Annotated in this window: 11 protein-coding genes; 6 read left to right on the top strand and 5 right to left on the bottom strand. The window is 47.0% G+C overall.

What is annotated here, in order from left to right; genetic code table 11:
* Position 1: 1 nt before the first annotated feature.
* Positions 2–1,114, bottom strand: a complete 1,113-nt coding sequence (locus tag BACHE_RS01320; protein WP_013545899.1) for a sensor histidine kinase — start codon at positions 1,112–1,114, stop codon at positions 2–4.
* A 392-nt stretch (positions 1,115–1,506) separates the two neighbouring features.
* Positions 1,507–3,534, bottom strand: a complete 2,028-nt coding sequence (locus BACHE_RS01310; protein ID WP_013545898.1) for a tetratricopeptide repeat-containing sensor histidine kinase — start codon at positions 3,532–3,534, stop codon at positions 1,507–1,509.
* Positions 3,535–3,761: 227 nt separating this feature from the next.
* Here BACHE_RS01310 and BACHE_RS01305 point away from each other — a divergent pair, with 227 nt between their 5' ends.
* Both BACHE_RS01305 and BACHE_RS01300 read left to right on the top strand, forming a co-directional pair.
* Complete coding sequence (locus BACHE_RS01305; RefSeq protein ID WP_013545897.1) at positions 3,762–4,529, top strand: LytR/AlgR family response regulator transcription factor; 768 nt, start codon at positions 3,762–3,764, stop codon at positions 4,527–4,529.
* A 122-nt stretch (positions 4,530–4,651) separates the two neighbouring features.
* On the top strand, positions 4,652–7,222 hold the full coding sequence (locus BACHE_RS01300; protein ID WP_013545896.1) for a mechanosensitive ion channel family protein: 2,571 nt from the start codon (positions 4,652–4,654) through the stop codon (positions 7,220–7,222).
* A gap of 63 nt (positions 7,223–7,285) precedes the next feature.
* Here BACHE_RS01300 and rplS read toward each other — a convergent pair whose 3' ends face one another.
* The gene (gene rplS / locus BACHE_RS01295; protein WP_013545895.1) at positions 7,286–7,639 is read right to left on the bottom strand and encodes a 50S ribosomal protein L19; all 354 of its coding nucleotides are present in this window, start codon (positions 7,637–7,639) and stop codon (positions 7,286–7,288) included.
* A gap of 221 nt (positions 7,640–7,860) precedes the next feature.
* Here rplS and BACHE_RS01290 point away from each other — a divergent pair, with 221 nt between their 5' ends.
* From BACHE_RS01290 to BACHE_RS01275, 4 genes are read left to right on the top strand one after another with little or no spacing between them, the layout of a single operon-like run.
* The gene (locus BACHE_RS01290) at positions 7,861–8,631 is read left to right on the top strand and encodes a 5'-nucleotidase C-terminal domain-containing protein (RefSeq protein WP_013545894.1); all 771 of its coding nucleotides are present in this window, start codon (positions 7,861–7,863) and stop codon (positions 8,629–8,631) included.
* 15 nt (positions 8,632–8,646) lie between these two features.
* The gene (locus BACHE_RS01285) at positions 8,647–9,489 is read left to right on the top strand and encodes a bifunctional metallophosphatase/5'-nucleotidase (protein WP_013545893.1); all 843 of its coding nucleotides are present in this window, start codon (positions 8,647–8,649) and stop codon (positions 9,487–9,489) included.
* Positions 9,490–9,530: 41 nt separating this feature from the next.
* Complete coding sequence (locus BACHE_RS01280) at positions 9,531–12,344, top strand: serine hydrolase (RefSeq protein ID WP_013545892.1); 2,814 nt, start codon at positions 9,531–9,533, stop codon at positions 12,342–12,344.
* Between the two features lie 9 nt (positions 12,345–12,353).
* Entirely contained in the window at positions 12,354–15,356 is a 3,003-nt protein-coding gene (locus BACHE_RS01275; RefSeq protein WP_013545891.1) for a serine hydrolase domain-containing protein, read from the top strand.
* A 64-nt stretch (positions 15,357–15,420) separates the two neighbouring features.
* On the opposite strand, the gene BACHE_RS17475 is transcribed toward BACHE_RS01275, so the two are convergent.
* Both BACHE_RS17475 and BACHE_RS01270 read right to left on the bottom strand, forming a co-directional pair.
* On the bottom strand, positions 15,421–15,588 hold the full coding sequence (locus BACHE_RS17475) for a hypothetical protein (protein WP_013545890.1): 168 nt from the start codon (positions 15,586–15,588) through the stop codon (positions 15,421–15,423).
* A 118-nt stretch (positions 15,589–15,706) separates the two neighbouring features.
* The gene (locus BACHE_RS01270; RefSeq protein ID WP_013545889.1) at positions 15,707–17,707 is read right to left on the bottom strand and encodes a RagB/SusD family nutrient uptake outer membrane protein; all 2,001 of its coding nucleotides are present in this window, start codon (positions 17,705–17,707) and stop codon (positions 15,707–15,709) included.
* Positions 17,708–17,717 lie beyond the last annotated feature (10 nt).

Raw genomic sequence — 17,717 nt, 5'->3', positions numbered from 1 at the left:
CTTATTCTTTAAGGATGGGGTGAGTGAAGAAAAAACGTGTCCCGCTTGTATAGTCGGGGTCTATGCCGATGTTTCCACCCAGATACTTGATGATGATTTCGCAGATGGAGAGTCCGAGACCGGTTCCGTCGGCATGCTCGTTCAGCTTCTCGAATCGGCCGAACACTTTCGACTGCTGTTCAAGCGGGATGCCGCATCCGGTATCGGTGACGGTGAAGTAAGCCTTTTCTTCACGCAGCTCTAACGCCAGTGTGATGCTGCCTTGCTTGCAGAACTTGGTGGCGTTTACGATGATATTGATGAGCACTTGTTGGAGACGTTGCGAGTCGGTGTTCAGTGGGAGATACTCAAGCTCTGTCTTGAAAGAAATTTCCGCATCCGTTTGTTTGATTTGCTGGATGGATTCTACCACGCCGCGACATAAGGCCACTGCATCCGTTTTTTCCAGATTGAACTTCATATTGTTGAGGTCGAGTGTGGAGAGATCCACCACATCGTCTATCAGCTTGATGAGTAGCTGTGAGTTCAGTTGGATGATGTCGTTGAACTGCTTGCACGAATCGGCGTCCATGTCCATCGTGCAGAGGATGTCCGAGAAACCGGCCAATGCATTGAGTGGAGTGCGTATTTCGTGGCTCATGTTCGACAGGAAGAGAGCCTTGTTGGCGGTGGTGCGTTTCAGCTCTTGAATCTGGAGTGTCACCTTTTCCTTGCGTTGCTTCAGTCGTTTCACTCTGCGCGATGCCAACAGATAGATGGCGGTGAAGAAGATGCAGAGTGCCAGGGCTCCTGCCAGAGTTTGGTGCATAAGGTGCGACTTCAGTTGCGCGTTCTGCATGTGGAGCTCTTGCAACTGTATGGAGTCTTTCAGCAGCTTTACGTCTTGCAAGGTTGATTCTGTGTGCAGACTGTCGCTGAAGTCATGAAGTTGCTTGTAGTAGATTGCCGCTTGTTGATAGTCTTTTCTTGCGGTGGCCTGCTCTGCCCGGCGGTGCAACAGGAGTATGGTCTTGTCGGTGGTTATGCTGCCGGGCTGGGCATTGCTCTGTGCACCGGTCTGTATAAACGGCAGGCATAGTAGTAAAAGCAAGTAGTAGGCGTGTTTCTTTTTCATAAACGAATCGTTCCTTTATATCGTTTGATTCCTGACTTTGTTAGCAAAATTAATGAATAATAAGGATACTACCTATTATTTGGAAAAAGAATTTATATATTCAATAGAAAATCCTCTGCCTGTATAGATGTGGCGAGCCGGATATATAGATGCGGCAGGCTGGATATATAGATGCAGCAGGCTGGATATATAGATGCAGCAAGCTGGATATATAGATGCAGTTTGCTTATTGTTATATTGCTGATTGATAGCTGATTGCTCCGTGCCGCCAAACGCTTGCATTTGGCGGCACGGACACCTGTGTTTATCTTGACAAACACAGGTGTTTATAGTGGTGAATACAAGTGCCAGATCGGGCAGCCTTTATGTCTGAAAGCGCTTGAATGTCTGTTTTACCAATTGAATGTATATATATAAGGAATATAGATGATGACTTCTGTGCCTTCGTTTTCGCGGATATCGAATGTGATGTGTTCCTTGTTGCGGGCATTCATCAGCATGAGGGTCTGGTAGATGACTTTCAGGCCTGTGCCGGTGCTGTTGTTGCCGGCGGGCCGGAAAGGCGTGTACTTCAGTCCGTTGTTTCGGACAGTTATTTGAGTTCCGGCATCCATTTTCTTGATGGAAAGGTCGATGACGCCGCCTTGCTCCATTCCCGCAAATCCATGTTTGATGGCATTCTCCACAGGCGTCTGGATAATCATGGAGGGTACTTGTACACTTTCCGTGTCCACCTCGCTGTCTTTGTGGAATCTGAAGCTGAAGTGGCTGCCTGTGTCTTGCAGCAGACTGACATAAGTGGTGACGAAGTCCAGTTCATCGGTCAGGGAGATGGCGGGCCGGCCGGATAAAGTCAGTCCTTTTCTCAACAGTTTGGTAAGTTGCATCAGGCGGTTATATTCCGTATCCGATTCAGGGTGAGAGTTGATTTCTCGGTTCAGTACATTGAAGATGAAGTGGGGAGATATTTTCTCGCGGATGTTTTGCATCTTCAGTTTGCTGATTTCGTACAGATGTTGCTCGAATTGATACTTGCGTTCTTTCTTCATTCTCTGCAGGTAACCGATGAAGTACACCACAAGCCCGATGAGAATTATAGCACCTGAGGCGATGCCCAGACGGAGAAGCATTATCTTGTTTTCCTGCCTGCCGATGGTGATGCTTTGCCTCAAGTGTGTGATGTCATTCTGGTAACGCATACTCAAGTCCGCTACATATTTCTTCTGTCTGTCGCTCCTGAGCGAGTCTTCTATCCCGATATTGCTTTCCAGAATGGAAAGAGCCTTCTCTGCATTGTGCGTTGTCTTATAGTATTCGATGAGGGCGGAGTTGCGGAACTTCCGGTAGTTGATCTCGATGCCGGTGTCCGGTGCTTCTTTTTCAAAACGCCCGACGAGGTTCCGGGCTTTTGGCAGGTCATTGGTCTTGAGTGCCAGCCACAGTTGCATACTCTCTAAGTAGTGGCGTGGGGTAATCATTCCCAATTTCTCGAACCGTGCCATGGCTTCTTTCAGAAAGCCGTCCGCACAATTCAGGTTCTTTCCCGATTGGATGGCAAGGTCTGCATAGTTTGTCTTTACCAGAGCATCCTCATAAGGCATCTTGTCTTTGCATGGCTCTATCATCTGATATACTTTTGTCATGTATTCCCAAGCCTGATCATATTTCCGCTGATAATAGTAGTAGTTTATATAGTTGTTGAACGCGAGAAACTGTTCTTGTACGGAGAGGCTGTCTTTCATGCGGTAGGCTTTGGCAAGATATTCTCCGGCTTGGTCAAAGTCTCTTATCGAAAGATAGCTGAATCCGAGGGCAGAATAACAATTGTACTTGTTCGTTTCCGGGATGGCGAGCGAGTCGGCTACAAACAGCCCTCTCCGATAGAAGTAGGCCTGCAAAGGAAAATCGTTCTTCATGCCGTAAAGGTCCCCTATCTTGCAATAGATAGAGGGAATCCATTTTTTGTACAGCCCCTGCATGCTGTGTTCCACTACCTTCTGATAGTTGGCGATGGCCGCATCCGGCTGTTGCTTGTATTGGAGGATGAGGCCCCGGTTATGGCCGGTCAGGGTCAACATGGTGTGGTGCAGTGTGCTGAGGTGGGACAGGCGTGAGCAATAATCTTCCACCTCATCAATGTAATGCATGGCCGAGTCCAGCCCCACGCAATTCAGCATCAGCGACGAGCGAACGGCTTCCGCAAAGTAATATTCGGCACTGTCTTTGGCTTCTTTCTGCGCTTTTTCAATCAGTTTCTGCGCTATTCCCGGCTTGGCTTGTAGGATGGAGTCTTCCGCCATTTGCGAAAACCTTACAGATTCAGAGTTAAGAAAGTTGTTTTCATTGTTTCCGCAGCCCGATAATAAGATTGAAAGGAGGCAGGCTGCTCCTGCATAAGATATGAGAGTCTTTTTTGTCATGGTTTACTTTTATTTGACTCGGTTTATCCGACTGTGCAAAAATACGTTTTTTTATTGAACATCTCATCTTTTTGGGATTAGTCGCTCATTTTAGCGCATAAAATACCTGTTTTGCCGTATAAGAGTTTCCGGGCATAGCTTGAATGCCTTCTTTTGCAGACTGTGGAATTTGTGCATTACGTTTTGAGATGTTACTTTTGCGTGGAATTTAGTTAAAAGAGCCGATAATGGAGAATATCTATAAAGTTGTGATAATAGAAGATTCGGAAGAAGACTGCAAGCTTTTGGAGGACAGTTTGCTGGAATACGGCTTTTTTCGGATTGTGGGAAAGCTGTCTTCCGGTTTCACTGCCCCCGCCTTTATACGAGACGCGCAACCCGATCTGTTGTTTATGGATGTGGAACTGCCGGGTGTAAGAGGATATGAGGTCTTGGGCAAACTGCACGGTCTTCTCACTTGGGATATGGAAGTTGTGTTCTATACGGCTCACCCGCAATATATGATTGATGCCATACGCATCTCTGCTTTTGATTATCTTTTAAAGCCATTTGAAAAGAAAGACCTTGACCTGATAGTCAACCGTTTCATCCAGGCCAAGATGGAATGCCGTTCTCTTTCCTTGCGGCAGCTTTCGCCGGAAACGCAGATGGCCGGAGACAAGGCGACATTTACCATCCAGCTTCCTACCGGCGACATACACATGCTTCGGCTCACCGATATCGGCTATTTCAGATTCAATGCGCTGCGCCGTTGCTGGGAAGTTTTCCTCTATACACAAAAACCGTTAGTGGTACGTTCATCCATCAATGCGGCGCAGATACTTAGTTTCTCCTCACAGTTTGTGCAGATTCATAAATCGTATATCGTCAATATCCGCTATCTGGCAGTTATTCATGGTGATGTCTGTATCATGTTTCCGCCCTTCAATAAAGAGGAACTGCCCATTTCGAGCAAGTATAAGAAAGAATTGCAAAATAACTTCATCCAGTTTTGAGAGATTTGCGAGTGGTGCGCTTGCACGATAGCGATATTATTACGTATCTTCGCACGTTGAAACAGAGTGCCTCACGTCAATAGCCGCGAGATACACACATACACACATTTATCTACAAGACAATGAAGAAGTCCGGATTTTTATTCCTTCTCTTCCTTTGCATGGCATTGCCCTCGAAGGCTGTTCTGAAAGAGAAGGATCTTGCCCGTACCTTAGGGGTGCTGAAGGCAGAGTTGGAGCGCACTTATCAGGAACAGAAGGTGAACTTGCTGCGCTACGAGCAGATGACGCAGATGCAGCATGCCAGGCTGATAGAGTTCATGCAGCGCAGTGACCAGATAGCTTTGATGCTCTATTCGCAAAAATCGGACTTCACCTTCGACCTCACCTATGCCTGCCAGGAGGCCACCGAACAATACAAGAAGCTGCGTGCCACCAACCTGCCCTACGACAAGATAAAGGATCGCATCATGGAGGAAGTGGCCCGCTACAACGGGCTGATAAGATCATTGGAAGAACTTCCTCCCGCCATAGGCAAGGACAGCCTTCCGCCGCCGCCTCTTGCGGATGCCCACGACAGCCTGTTTGTGAACATGTCCGACAGCTTGCTCCACCGGCACATTCATCATTCCGATGACGTGCATATCTTTCTGCTGGACGACCGGCAGAAAGCCGACCGGGAGCTTTGCCTGATATTCGCCAAGGCCATACGCAACAATATGATTCGTCTGCAGAACGCCATCCTGCAGGACAGCCGGCATTATGCGCAGGTATCCGAAAAGCTGAAGACACTGAACGATTATGCCATGAAGCGCTACGAGTCCTTGCAGCAGAATATCTTTGTGAATGGTGGAGACAATTATTTCTCGATGCTTTCCAGAATAGGCCGCAATTATAAAATGGCGAAGAAAGATGTTAGCGACAAATATATGCCTCTGAAGGAAAACCGCATTGCCGATTCGGAATGGCGCGGCCCTATTGTTTTCAGCGTGTCGTTCTTCACCTTATTCTATATACTTATCGCCACGCTGTTGAGCAACATCATCATGCGCTGGCTGCTTCCCAAACGCATCCGGGTTTCAGAGGCATTCAGGACGAAGCGGCCTCTGCTGATGTTGACGGTGGGGGTGGCCATTTTTGCTCTTGCCGTCATGGTGGCGAGAATCTCTGTAAAGCAGAATTTTGTGCTGATGGCCTGCGGACTGCTGATTAATTTTGCCTGGCTGCTGGCTGCCATTCTGCTCTCACTGCTCGTTCGCCTCAAAGGGAAGCAGTTAAAGTCCGGTATAAAGATTTATGCCCCCTTTCTGTGGATGGCGTTTCTGGTCATAGCTTTCCGTATTATCTTGATACCCAATAATCTTGTCAATCTGATTTATCCTCCCATTTTGCTGGGCTTCACCTTCTGGCAATACTGGGTATTGAAGCGCCTGAAGACGAAACTGCCGGGCAGCGACATGGTTTATTCCGGAGTGTCTATGGCCGCAATGGTGGTGGCATGCCTTGTTTCGTGGAGTGGATATGTATTGTTGGCGGTGCAGATTATGATTTGGTGGATATTTCAGTTGGCGGCCATACAGACCATCACTTGCTGTTATGACTTGATGAAGATGTTCGAGGCGCACTATATGGTGAAGAAAATACTTGCCATGTACGGTGCTGATGCTTTGAACAAGGGACGGTTGCATTGGATGACTGCGTTGCGCGGCGGCGAGTTCATTCATAAGACATGGTCCTATGACTTTGTGAACCGTGCCTTGATGCCTATCTTGGCTGTCATTTCCGTTCTGGCAAGTATCTATTGGGCTGCCGATGTGTTCGATATGACTGCCGTATGCCGCAAGATCTTCTTCTTTAATTTTGTGGACGAGAAAGGAGTCATACAGTTGTCACTCTTTAAAATCAGTTTGGTGACGGCTTGCTGGTTCTTCTTCAGTTATCTGAATTATGTATTCAAATCCTTCTATAAACATTATAAGACGAAGCGGTCGAGGGAGCAGAATTATAACCTGACACTGGCGAGCAATGTGATAGCCATTTCCGTATGGGGAATTTATTTTATCTTTGCATTGGTGCTGCTGCAAGTACCCAAAAGTGGCATTTCATTGGTAACGGCAGGTCTGGCTACAGGCCTCGGTTTTGCCATGAAGGATTTGCTGGAAAACTTCTTCTATGGCATTTCGCTGATGACGGGTCGCGTACGGGTGGGCGACTATATCGAATGTGACGGCATTCTCGGTAAAGTGGAAAGCATCACTTATCAAAGTACGCAGGTAGTGACATGGGATGGAAGCATCATCGCTTTCCTGAATGCTTCACTTTTTAACAAGAACTTCAAGAATCTTACCCGCAACCATAGCTACGAACTGGTAAAAGTTCCTATCGGTGTGGCCTATGGCACTGATGTGGATGAGGTGCGTTCCATGCTTACATCGGCTATCAAGCCGCTTATGGTAAAGAATGCCGATGGCAGGCAGATAGTCAGCGGCAAACAGGGAGTGAAGGTTGCCATCAGTGACTTTGGCGACAACAGTGTGAATCTCTTGATTGTATTCTGGGTATTGGTGGAAGAAAAGGTTGGCTTCGTCAGCCGGGTAAATGAGGTTATCTATAATACGCTGAATAAGAACCACATTGAGATACCTTTCCCGCAGCGGGATATTTATATAAGGAAGATGCCGGATAAAGAGTAAATAAAAAAGGGAAAGCGCCTGAAGCGTTTTCCCTTTTTTATTTCGAAATCAGAATATAACAGATTAACCGTTAACTCTTTTTTCTTTAATTCTTGCTTTCTTGCCGGTAAGTGCACGCAGGTAGTACAATTTAGCGCGACGAACTTTACCCACTTTGTTCACTTCGATGCTGTCGATAGCCGGTGATTCAATCGGGAAAATACGTTCTACGCCAACAGTACCGGACATTTTACGAACTGTAAAACGCTTCTTTTCACCATGTCCGGCAATCTTGATAACAACACCACGGTACAACTGTACACGCTCTTTGTTACCTTCGATGATACGATATGCTACTGTTACAGTGTCACCCGCCTTGAAGTTTGGGTGTTGTTTTCCAGTGGCAAATGCTTCTTCTGCAATTTTAATTAAATCCATTGTTTTTTTATTATTAAATTGTTTGATCGTTACAACGCAACATACCAGGCTTCTCTCTGTTTGTCCTGACAGCGATTGCGCGAAAGCGGCGCAAAGTTATGGCTTTTCTTTTGATTGACAAAGAAATGCAGGCTTTTTCTTTTGTTGTACATTTTTCCTCTATCTCTTTTGCTTCAAGGGAAAAGAAAAAGTATATTTGTGGCAATTTAAAATGGAACAAAATGAAGAAAACTTATTTAAAACTCCTTTCAGGGGTTACTTTGGCTGTATCTCTTTTGTTGACTTCTTGTCATTCTGCTTATGAAGTAACGAAAGCAGAAGGCGAAATAGTGCCCATCAATGCTGTTTGGGATGCAAAGCCGGATGCGGAGGCGATGGCACTGCTTGCACCTTACAAGGCTAAAGTGGATAGTGTGATGTATCATGTGGTGGGAACTGCTGAAATTTCGATGGATCGTTCCAGACCGGAAAGCCTGTTGTCAAATCTGATAGCCGATGTTCTTCGTGAATCGGCGACGGTGGTTTTGGGGAAACCTGCGGATATGGGGATGGTCAATATCGGCGGTATTCGCAGCTCTTTGACCGAAGGGATCATCACAACGGAAAATATTTATGAGATCCTGCCATTTGAGAATTCCCTTTGTGTATTGACAATGAAAGGTTCCGTGCTGAAGCAACTGTTCGAGAATATAGCGGCAAGGGGAGGTGAGGGTGTAAGCGGAATCCGGCTGCGGATCAGCAAAGATGGTAAACTACTGCAAGGTTCCATAGGCGGTAAACCGGTAGAGGAAGACAAGACTTACACGGTAGCAACCGTTGATTATTTGGCGGATGGGAACGATGGAATGATAGCTTTTCCGCAAGCGGACAAGAGAGAATGCCCCGAAGGCGCCACTTTGCGTGGCTTGTTTATGAAATATGTGGAAAATCGGGCCGAGGCGGGAAAGAAGGTTACTTCCCGTATCGAAGGACGGATTGAAGTTGAAAACTAATAATAGAGAAATAAGATGAAACATATATATTCCTTGGCAGTCTTGCTGCTTTTCTCCCTCTCTGTATCGGCGCAGACGGGTAAACAATTAATCATTCTTCAAACCAGTGATACGCATAGCCGTATAGAACCTGTCAGTCCGGACGCTGCTGATACCTATGCCGGGATGGGCGGAGTGATCCGCCGTACTTCCTTTATAAAAGAAATGCGTGCTAAGCATCCGGATATATTACTCTTTGATTGCGGTGACATCTCTCAGGGTACGCCCTATTATAATCTTTTTCAAGGAGAGGTGGAGGTCAAGATGATGAATCTTATGAAATATGACGCTATGACTATCGGAAATCATGAATTTGACTTTGGATTGGATAATATGGCGCGATTGTTCCGTATGGCTGAATTTCCGATAGTCTGTTCCAATTATGATGTCAAGGGAACTGTACTCGAAGGTCTGGTGAAACCTTATATTATATTAGAACGTAATGGCTTGAAAATTGGTGTCTTCGGATTGGCTCCCCAGTTGGAAGGATTGGTGCAGGCCGATAAATGTGAAGGCATTGTTTATAACGATCCGGTGGAAGTGGCACAGAAAACGGCGGATTACCTGAAGCTTGAAGAAGGGTGTGATGCCGTCATCTGTTTGTCCCATTTGGGAATCCGCGGCTCCGGTGATGCCTGCGATGAAAATCTGGCAAGTAAGACACGTAACATTGATGCTATTTTAGGCGGGCACTCCCACACATTCATGCAAAAACCGGTGAATTATCTGAATGCCGACGGTAAGGACGTACCTGTATTTCATACCGGTAAGAATGGGGTGTATGTAGGAGAATTGACATTGACATTGACAAAGAAATAATAGTAAGTCGGTCATTATTTAAAAAGTGACAGAATAAATTCATGAAAAAATACACTTTCTTTCTATGGATAACGGGGCTCCTTCTTGTGAGCCCTTTAATTCATGTTCAGGCCTATCCCTCCTTGCTGCCTTCTGCTTCGGATGACCGAGGCTGTCAATGGGCCGACTCGGTTTTGTCTCGCATGAGCATGCAAGAGAAAATAGGGCAGTTGATTGTAGCCACTATTCCGGCAAAGGCTGATAAGGAGAATAAGAAACAGATACAGGAGTTGATCAGGAAATATAAAGTCGGCGGTCTGCTATTTGCGGAAGGCACACCCGAAGAACAAGCTATACTGACAAATATGGCTCAGAAAGCTGCCACTGTGCCTGTCATGGTTGCTTTCGATGGCGAACAGGGCTTGTCTGCATGGTTGAAGGGTGTTCCGGACTATCCTCGTAATGCAGCATTGGGATGTATTGAGGATGATAGCCTGATTGAAGAATATGGGCGTGAAAGAGCGCGCCAGTTTCGGGAATTGGGGATAAATATCAATTTGATTCCCGTTGCAGGTGTCAATGCGGATCCGTTGATTTACGTGCACCCTTTCGGCGAGAATTCCGGAAGTGCTGCCAGAAAGGCGGAGGCGTATGAACGTGGATTAGTAAGTGGCGGTATAATGGTGGGATATTCTTCTTTTCTTTCACCTGCTGTCGGCGAAAAGCGAAAGGAGGAGTCCGCCTCCGGGGAATTGACCTTTGCGAATGTGCAGGAAATGAAAGGGGTGTCGAATGCGGCTCGGATAACCGCTAAAGCATTGCTGGCAGGAAACGATATGCTGTTGACACGGTTTGATACAAAGAATGCCGTAGCCGGGTTGATGGAAGCAGTTCGTTCGGGAGTTCTCAGCAGTGAAATGCTGGATGCCAGATGCCGTAAGGTATTGATGTGTAAATATAAGCTGGGGCTGGCGGTTTGGTCTGGACTGCGTGTCAGTGGAATGAGCTACCGCATCAACACGGAAAGAGCACAATTGCTGGCTACGCGGTTGCGCCATTCGGCTGTGACGCTTCTGAACAATTACTTTGATGTTCTTCCTCTGTCTCCGAACTGCGGGAGCATTGCACTGCTGAGTTTGGGCGACGGGGGTGGGGACACCTCTTTTGGGGAAGCGATGAAGAAGCATGCGGATGTCAGTAACTTCTGTTTGTCTTGGAATGCGGACGAGACGGCGCGTGAAGAAGTGAGGCGCAAATTGATGGCTTACCGCAGGATAGTGATTAGTGTCACCGGTTCGGCTTACATCAGTGACAAGGATGTGAAGTTCTTGAACGAGCTGGAATTACAGGCTCCTTTGGTTTATGCTTTTTTCACCCCTTATCGTACGTTGTTGTCTTTGCTTCCGGCTTTGTCGAAGGCAAGCGCCGTTGTGCTGGCTCATTCTGCCGAAGCCGGTTTGCAGCAGTATGTGGCAGATGTGTTATTTGCCAAAGCCTCTGCCGTGGGAAAGACTTCCATGAGTATCGGCCGGACATTTCCTGCGGGAACAGGTTGTGATATCGTGCCGGGAATGAAGCCCGGAATCGCTGTCCCGGAGGATTACGGAATGAAATCGTATATCTTGCATGGTATTGACAACATCGCTTGCAGTGGAGTGGCGGCAGGTGCTTATCCGGGTTGCCGGATTATGATTCTGAAAGACGGACATACCGTGTATGACAAGGGATTCGGAACCCATTCGGATAAGGATACGACCACGGTACGCCCTGACGATCTTTTCGATCTGGCTTCACTGACCAAGACTACAGCGACTCTGCTGGCCGTAATGAAGCTCTATGATGAGGGAAAATTAAAGCTTGAGGACAAGGTTTCCGAATTCCTGCCTTTTTTGCGTGGTGGCAACAAGAAGGATATCACCATTCGCGAGTTGCTTTTACACGAATCCGGTTTGCCGCCTTACCTTCGCTTCTATGTAGATGCCATTGATCCGAATTCTGTTCATGGACCTTATTCGCAGAGTTGGATAGATGAATGGCATCGTACCCAAGTGAGCGAGCACAGCTATTATTGTTCGGACTTCAAGTTCAGGAAAGGCCTGATGTCAGATAAGCCAAGTGCCGTTTACTCTTTGCATGTGGCGGATGGTATGTGGCTGAATAAGGATTTTAAGAATACCATTCTCCAGCGTATAGCCCGATGTGAACTGGATGGCAAGCGCTATGTTTACAGCGACTTGGGCTTCGTGCTTTTGCAACAGGTAGTGGAGGCAATCGTGCAATTGCCGATGGATCTGTATCTTGCCAGGGAATTTTATGCTCCGATGGGGTTGCAGCGTACCATGTTCCTGCCTTTGCGCCGATTCTCTAAAGAGGAGATTATGCCGACGGCCTCCAATGACTTCCTGCGCCGGCAAGACCTTTGCGGCTACGTGCATGATGAGACGGCTGCCTGCATGGGCGGTATATCCGGCAACGCCGGTCTCTTCTCCACAGCCGATGAAGTGGCGAAAGTCTATCAGATGCTGTTGAATGGAGGTGAGCTGAATGGCAAACGTTTTCTTAGCGAGGCTACCTGTCGCTTGTTCACGACGGAAAGATCCTCTGTCAGCCGTCGCGGATTGGGCTTCGACAGACCGGATGTGTCGGCTGTGCAATACAGCCCCTGTGCGGCTTCGGCATCGGCGGGGGTGTATGGACATACCGGTTTTACCGGGACATGTGTCTGGGTGGATCCTGAAAACAAGACGGTGTACGTGTTTTTGAGTAATCATCTTTGTCCGAATGTATGGAGCACAAAATTGGGCGATATGAATATCCGTACCGATATTCAGGAACTGATATTTAAGAGTTGCACTGAAAATAGGGGACTAAATTGAATATTAAAGATGAAAAGAATATTTCTGTTTGCATCCATTCTTTTGTTTTGTTGCGGGCACATGGCTTTGGATGCGCGCCATATACCCGTGCCTCCTGCTCCCGTTCCAGCAGCGGAGCCTTCGTTGGTGCATGCTTTGCAAGATGATGCCCGCTGCCGTCAATGGGTGGACTCCGTGCTGAAGCGTCTTACTCTGGAAGAGCGCATCGGGCAACTTTTTATTTATACCATCGCTCCCCATCCCAATAAGGCTACCCGGAAGTTGTTGCGTACCGTGGTGGAAGACTATAAAGTGGGCGGACTGCTTTTCTCCGGAGGACTGATGTCGAACCAGGCTGTGCTGACAAATGAGGCGCAACGTATGGCGAATGTCCCTCTGATGATCACCTTCGATGGAGAATGGGGATTGTCCATGCGTTTGAGGGGTACACCCGGTTTTCCCCGGAACATGGTGTTGGGATGCATTCGGAATGACAGCTTGATTTATGAATATGGTCGTGAAATGGCTCGACAATGTCATGAGCTGGGGATACAGGTGAATTTCGCACCTGTAGCCGATGTGAATATCAATCCTCAGAATCCGGTGATTAATACTCGTTCTTTCGGTGAAAATCCCGTCAATGTGGCAAAGAAAGTGATAGCCTATTCCAAAGGGCTGGAAGATGGAGGAGTGCTTTCCGTGTGCAAGCATTTTCCGGGACACGGAGATACGGACGTTGATTCACATAAGGCACTACCTACTTTGCCCTTTACCCGTGAGCGATTGGACAGTGTGGAACTATATCCTTTCAAGGAAGCTATCCGGGCCGGACTTGGAGGTATCATGGTGGGGCATCTTGAGGTTCCTGTCTTCGAGGTGCATGGCGGACTGCCTTCTTCTCTTTCGCGCAGTGTGGTATATGATCTGTTGACGCGTGAACTCAAGTTTCAGGGACTCATCTTTACCGATGCCCTTGCCATGAAAGGGGTGTCCGATAATTCTACCGTCTGTCTTCAGGCATTGAAAGCCGGAAATGACTTGCTGCTTGTGCCACGCCGCATCAAGGAGGAAGTGGAGGCGATACTGGATGCAGTGAAACGGAGGGAGCTAAAGGAAAGCGACATTGAGGAAAAATGCCGTAAAGTGTTGATGTATAAGTATGCTCTGGGGCTGACCCGGAAACCTTTCATTCATATTTCCGGTTTGGGAACCCGCATCAATACCCCCCGCACACGTGAGTTGATACAACGTCTGAATCTGGCCGCAATCACAGTATTGGGCAATCAGGACAAAGTTCTTCCTTTGGATCCTGCCATAAAGGAGGTGGCTGTACTCAATGTCGGAGATTCCAGGGAGATACGACCTTTCATGAAGGAACTCTCCCAATTCACTTGTCCGGCAGAGTTTCAATTGGAGAAAAATCCGGGAGAGCAGTCTTGTAGATACTTGCAAGATACATTGGCACAATATAAGCGTGTTTTGGTATGTATCACGGAACACCGTTTGGCTCCTTACCAGACTTTTTTCGCAACTTTTGCACCGGACGTACCGGTGACTTATTTGTGTTTTATCCCCGGTAAACAGACATTGCAGATTCATCGTGGCATTTCGGCCGGTAAAGCTATGGTGTTGGCACATTCTTCCGATGATGATGTACAAAGGCAGGTCGCCAAGATCTTATATGGAAAAGCGGTGGCCGACGGACGGCTTTCTGCCGACATCGGTGGTTTGTTTGCCGCAGGTACGGGAGTGACTTTAGGCCCGAATAGCACACCGCATTTTATTCCTGAGGAATACGGTATGAACTCACGTATCCTTGCACAGATTGACGGGATAGTGGAGGAAGGACTGCGTGCGGGCGCTTACGCAGATTGTGCGGTAGCGGTGCTGAAGGATGGCAGAGAGATGTATAACAAGGCATTTGGTACGCATACCGGCGATGTATATGATCTCGCTTCTCTGACAAAGACAACGGCTACTCTGTTGGCTGTAATGAAATTATATGATAAGGGGCGACTTAGTTTGACAGACCGTGTATCGGATTATTTGCCTTTCCTGCAAGATACGGACAAGAAGAACATTACAGTGCGCGAGTTGCTGCTACATGAGTCCGGATTGCCCTCCACACTGTTGTTTTATCAGGATGCGATTGATAAAGGCAGTTATTCGGGCTCACTGTTCAAAGGCAAGGCGGACAAGGCCCATCCGGTACGTGTCGGCAGCCAGACATGGGGTAATTCCAAATTCCGTTTCCGTAAAGGGCTGACTTCGAACCTCCGTACGGCAGAGTGCACTTTACAGGTATCGGATAGTTTATGGTTGAACCGTTCTTTCAAACATGAATATTTACGGAAGATTGCAGAGACACCTTTGAAAGACAAGCGCTATCGTTACAGTTGTGTAGGGTTTATCGTATTACAACAGTTGGTTGAGGCGCGTGCAGGAATGCCGATGGATGAGTTTCTTGCTAAGGAGTTTTATATTCCTATGGGACTTAAGAGAACCGGTTTCTTACCATTACGCTTTCTGAAGAAGGAAGATATTATACCTTCTTCCATAGATTCTTTCCTGCGGAAGACAACGCTTCAAGGCTTTGTGCACGATGAAGCTGCCGCTTTTCAGGGAGGTGTTTCCGGCAATGCAGGGCTGTTCTCTACTGCCGGGGAAGTGTCGCGCATATACCAAATGATTCTGAATGACGGTGAGTTGGATGGAAAACGATACTTGAGTAAGGAAACCTGCAAGCTTTTCACTACAACTGTTTCCCGAATCAGTCGCCGTGGTTTGGGATTTGACAAGCCCGATGCCCGAAATCCTCAAAAAAGTCCTTGTGCAATTTCAGCGCCGGCTTCTGTATATGGACATACAGGCTTTACCGGAACTTGTGCTTGGGTGGATCCGGATAACGGGCTGGTTTATGTTTTCTTGAGCAACCGCATCTATCCGAATGTATGGAATAATAAACTGATGAGTCTGGATATACGGAAAAGGATACAGGAGACAATATATAAAGCAATGGAAAGCGGCAAGTGAACGGATTGTAGCTATAAAAACAAAGAGCATTTCCGGTTTATATCGGGTTTGCTCTTTGTTTTATTTAAAAGGTATATTGCAGTCCTACTTGCAGCCTGCGCCAATTGGCATCTATGATTCCTCTTCCCTCTCCAATAAGCGCACCTTCATGTTGCTTGTATGGAATGAGTATTATTGCATCCATGCAGAATATAGACAGCAAGGCTGCAAACATTAATGTTTTAGCTCTCATAATAGTTTTTCTTTTGAATTATTATTTAGATGAAGAAAATCCCTCCCCTCACCACAGATATTTGTAGCGAGAGGGGGGATTTAGGTGAAATGGGAGTCTTGGGACATCCCTGCTCTTATTATTCTATCGCACCTGCGCTGGCTTGTGTTGGCCAGTAAGGATTCTGGTAAATAACAGAGTTTTCGATGGTGTTGTCTGGCGAGGTAAGCTTCATGTCGTCAGTGGAAATAGGATATAAGTAGTGAGCCTTTTTCCAAGTATAACCATCCCAGACAGGATTATTTTCTTTGATGATACGATAAGGACGAAGATATTTGCTGTCTGCATGGTTAGAAACGTTAGCGTCACTCTTACCTGCTGCCTGTTCTATCAATTTAGACGTTCCGTCCTTTTCGTCTATGTAGCTTTCTGATTGATACATAGATGTCCAGAAGTTGACTCCTTCGGGGATGTATGCTCCCATGTTGCCTTCGAACAGTGCATCGTAGGCTCTCCAGCGGTGCAGGTCATCTTCACGGAAACCCTCGCCAATGAATTCGCAACGGCGCTCGCGGCGGATATTATACAGTGTCTTATCCACCAAGCTACTGCCCGAATACTTGGCCCAGTCCGGCTCTTGTGCCAGATCGGTAGCGTCAATCGTCTTTTGGAAATCGGTATCTATACCGGCACGTTCGCGGATGGTTTTCCAGTATGTAGTGGCCTTGCCGTCCAGCGTTCCGTTCTTAACGTATTCTGCTTCGATGTAGTTCAGGTAAGCTTCAACTGCACGGAATAAAACCAAGCCATTGGTTCCTACGACACCATTGCTGATTTGACTTTGGTCATAAGTGAAATGCTTGCGGATACGGAAGCCCGTGCGGTCACGGTGTTCGGTCAAGCCTACTACCAAAGGAGCTTCAAAGGTGGAATAGTTGTCGCCGTTGTTGTAGAGCAAGGTGCTTTCGCCGAACAAAAAGAGTTGCAAGCGTCCATCACGATTAGCCTTTTGCTGGTCGATGGTTGCGTCTCCTTTATAGTCTGAGCTGGCATATATGGGTAGGCCGCTTTCCATCAAGAAGGCATTCACATAGCTTTTGGTCATACCGTTATTTCCACCTTCCTGAATATAGGCATTCCATCCGTTAGTGATGCTTTCTGCAGAGTTATAGTCTCTCCACATCAACACTTCATCCACTGTGCTCGGATCGGGCATGCTGAACATGTTGTAGTACGGATTCCATCCGTCGATAACTCCCTTTTCGGGATTCATCACTCCATTATTCTTTGTCAGTTCGTGTGCGTCGGCTACCGTGGCAGCAGCAGTCATGGCCTTAGTCAGAAAATAATCAATTTCAGAGTCGATGCTGAAGGTTTTTCCACTGTTGTAGCTCATGTTTTTTCCCGGCCAAGTGTCATCACCCGGCACGCGTCCCGTTCCTTTATGATACTTCTCGAAAGTACCTTCATACAATGCCACGCGTGATATCAACAGGTTGGTCATCTCGCGGTTGATGCGTACTTTGTTGAATTTGTCTGTGGGATTGAGGTACGTAAGAGCAGTTTCAAGGTCACTGATAATGAAACGCGCCACTTCGTTGCGGGGGGCACGTTTGCTGGCTTCCATCAACTCTTCGGAATTGTCTTGCAATACCTTTGTGATGATGGGATAGTCACCAAATTGCTTCAACAGGTTGAAGTAGGTGATTGCGCGCATGACGTACATTTCGCCAATGTATTGCTTGATATTGGTTTCGTCACCCGAAATGGTTCCTGCTTCATATTTCGGCAATACTTGCTCGAAGAAATAGTTGCAGACACGAATCATGGAGAAATTTAAATTCTTGGCGGTAGGAACTAACCATCTGCCCTCTGAATAGAGTGATGTATTGGCTTCGCCCACTACCATGTTGTCTGTGTCACCGTCATCGTTGATGGGACCTGCATTGTAGCCTCCGTAATTGGAGAATACAGATGTGTAATATGCGATGGTGTAGGCACTCAACTCAGATTCGGCCTTGAAGTATTGTTCGGGTGTAATACTTGTAATCGGTTCCCGGTCAAGGAAGTCGTTGCAGGATGTTGTCATCAATACGCTTGACAAAGCTATTGCATATAGATGTATCTTTTTGGATTTCATATATCTTTGT

Source organism: Bacteroides helcogenes P 36-108, from assembly GCF_000186225.1.
GTDB classification, from domain to species: Bacteria; Bacteroidota; Bacteroidia; order Bacteroidales; family Bacteroidaceae; genus Bacteroides; species Bacteroides helcogenes.
Note: the sequence above shows the minus strand (reverse complement) of the source record. Positions and strands in the feature narration are given on the sequence as shown.

Excerpts from the sequence above, each read along its gene's own strand:
- BACHE_RS01280 (WP_013545892.1), top strand. The coding sequence starts at position 9,531 with ATGAAAAAATACACTTTCTTTCTATGGATAACGGGGCTCCTTCTTGTG.
- BACHE_RS01285 (WP_013545893.1), top strand. The coding sequence starts at position 8,647 with ATGAAACATATATATTCCTTGGCAGTCTTGCTGCTTTTCTCCCTCTCT.
- BACHE_RS01270 (WP_013545889.1), bottom strand. The coding sequence starts at position 17,707 with ATGAAATCCAAAAAGATACATCTATATGCAATAGCTTTGTCAAGCGTA.
- BACHE_RS01305 (WP_013545897.1), top strand. The coding sequence starts at position 3,762 with ATGGAGAATATCTATAAAGTTGTGATAATAGAAGATTCGGAAGAAGAC.
- BACHE_RS01290 (WP_013545894.1), top strand. The coding sequence starts at position 7,861 with ATGAAGAAAACTTATTTAAAACTCCTTTCAGGGGTTACTTTGGCTGTA.
- BACHE_RS01320 (WP_013545899.1), bottom strand. The coding sequence starts at position 1,114 with ATGAAAAAGAAACACGCCTACTACTTGCTTTTACTACTATGCCTGCCG.
- BACHE_RS17475 (WP_013545890.1), bottom strand. The coding sequence starts at position 15,588 with ATGAGAGCTAAAACATTAATGTTTGCAGCCTTGCTGTCTATATTCTGC.
- BACHE_RS01275 (WP_013545891.1), top strand. The coding sequence starts at position 12,354 with ATGAAAAGAATATTTCTGTTTGCATCCATTCTTTTGTTTTGTTGCGGG.
- BACHE_RS01310 (WP_013545898.1), bottom strand. The coding sequence starts at position 3,534 with ATGACAAAAAAGACTCTCATATCTTATGCAGGAGCAGCCTGCCTCCTT.
- BACHE_RS01300 (WP_013545896.1), top strand. The coding sequence starts at position 4,652 with ATGAAGAAGTCCGGATTTTTATTCCTTCTCTTCCTTTGCATGGCATTG.
- rplS (WP_013545895.1), bottom strand. The coding sequence starts at position 7,639 with ATGGATTTAATTAAAATTGCAGAAGAAGCATTTGCCACTGGAAAACAA.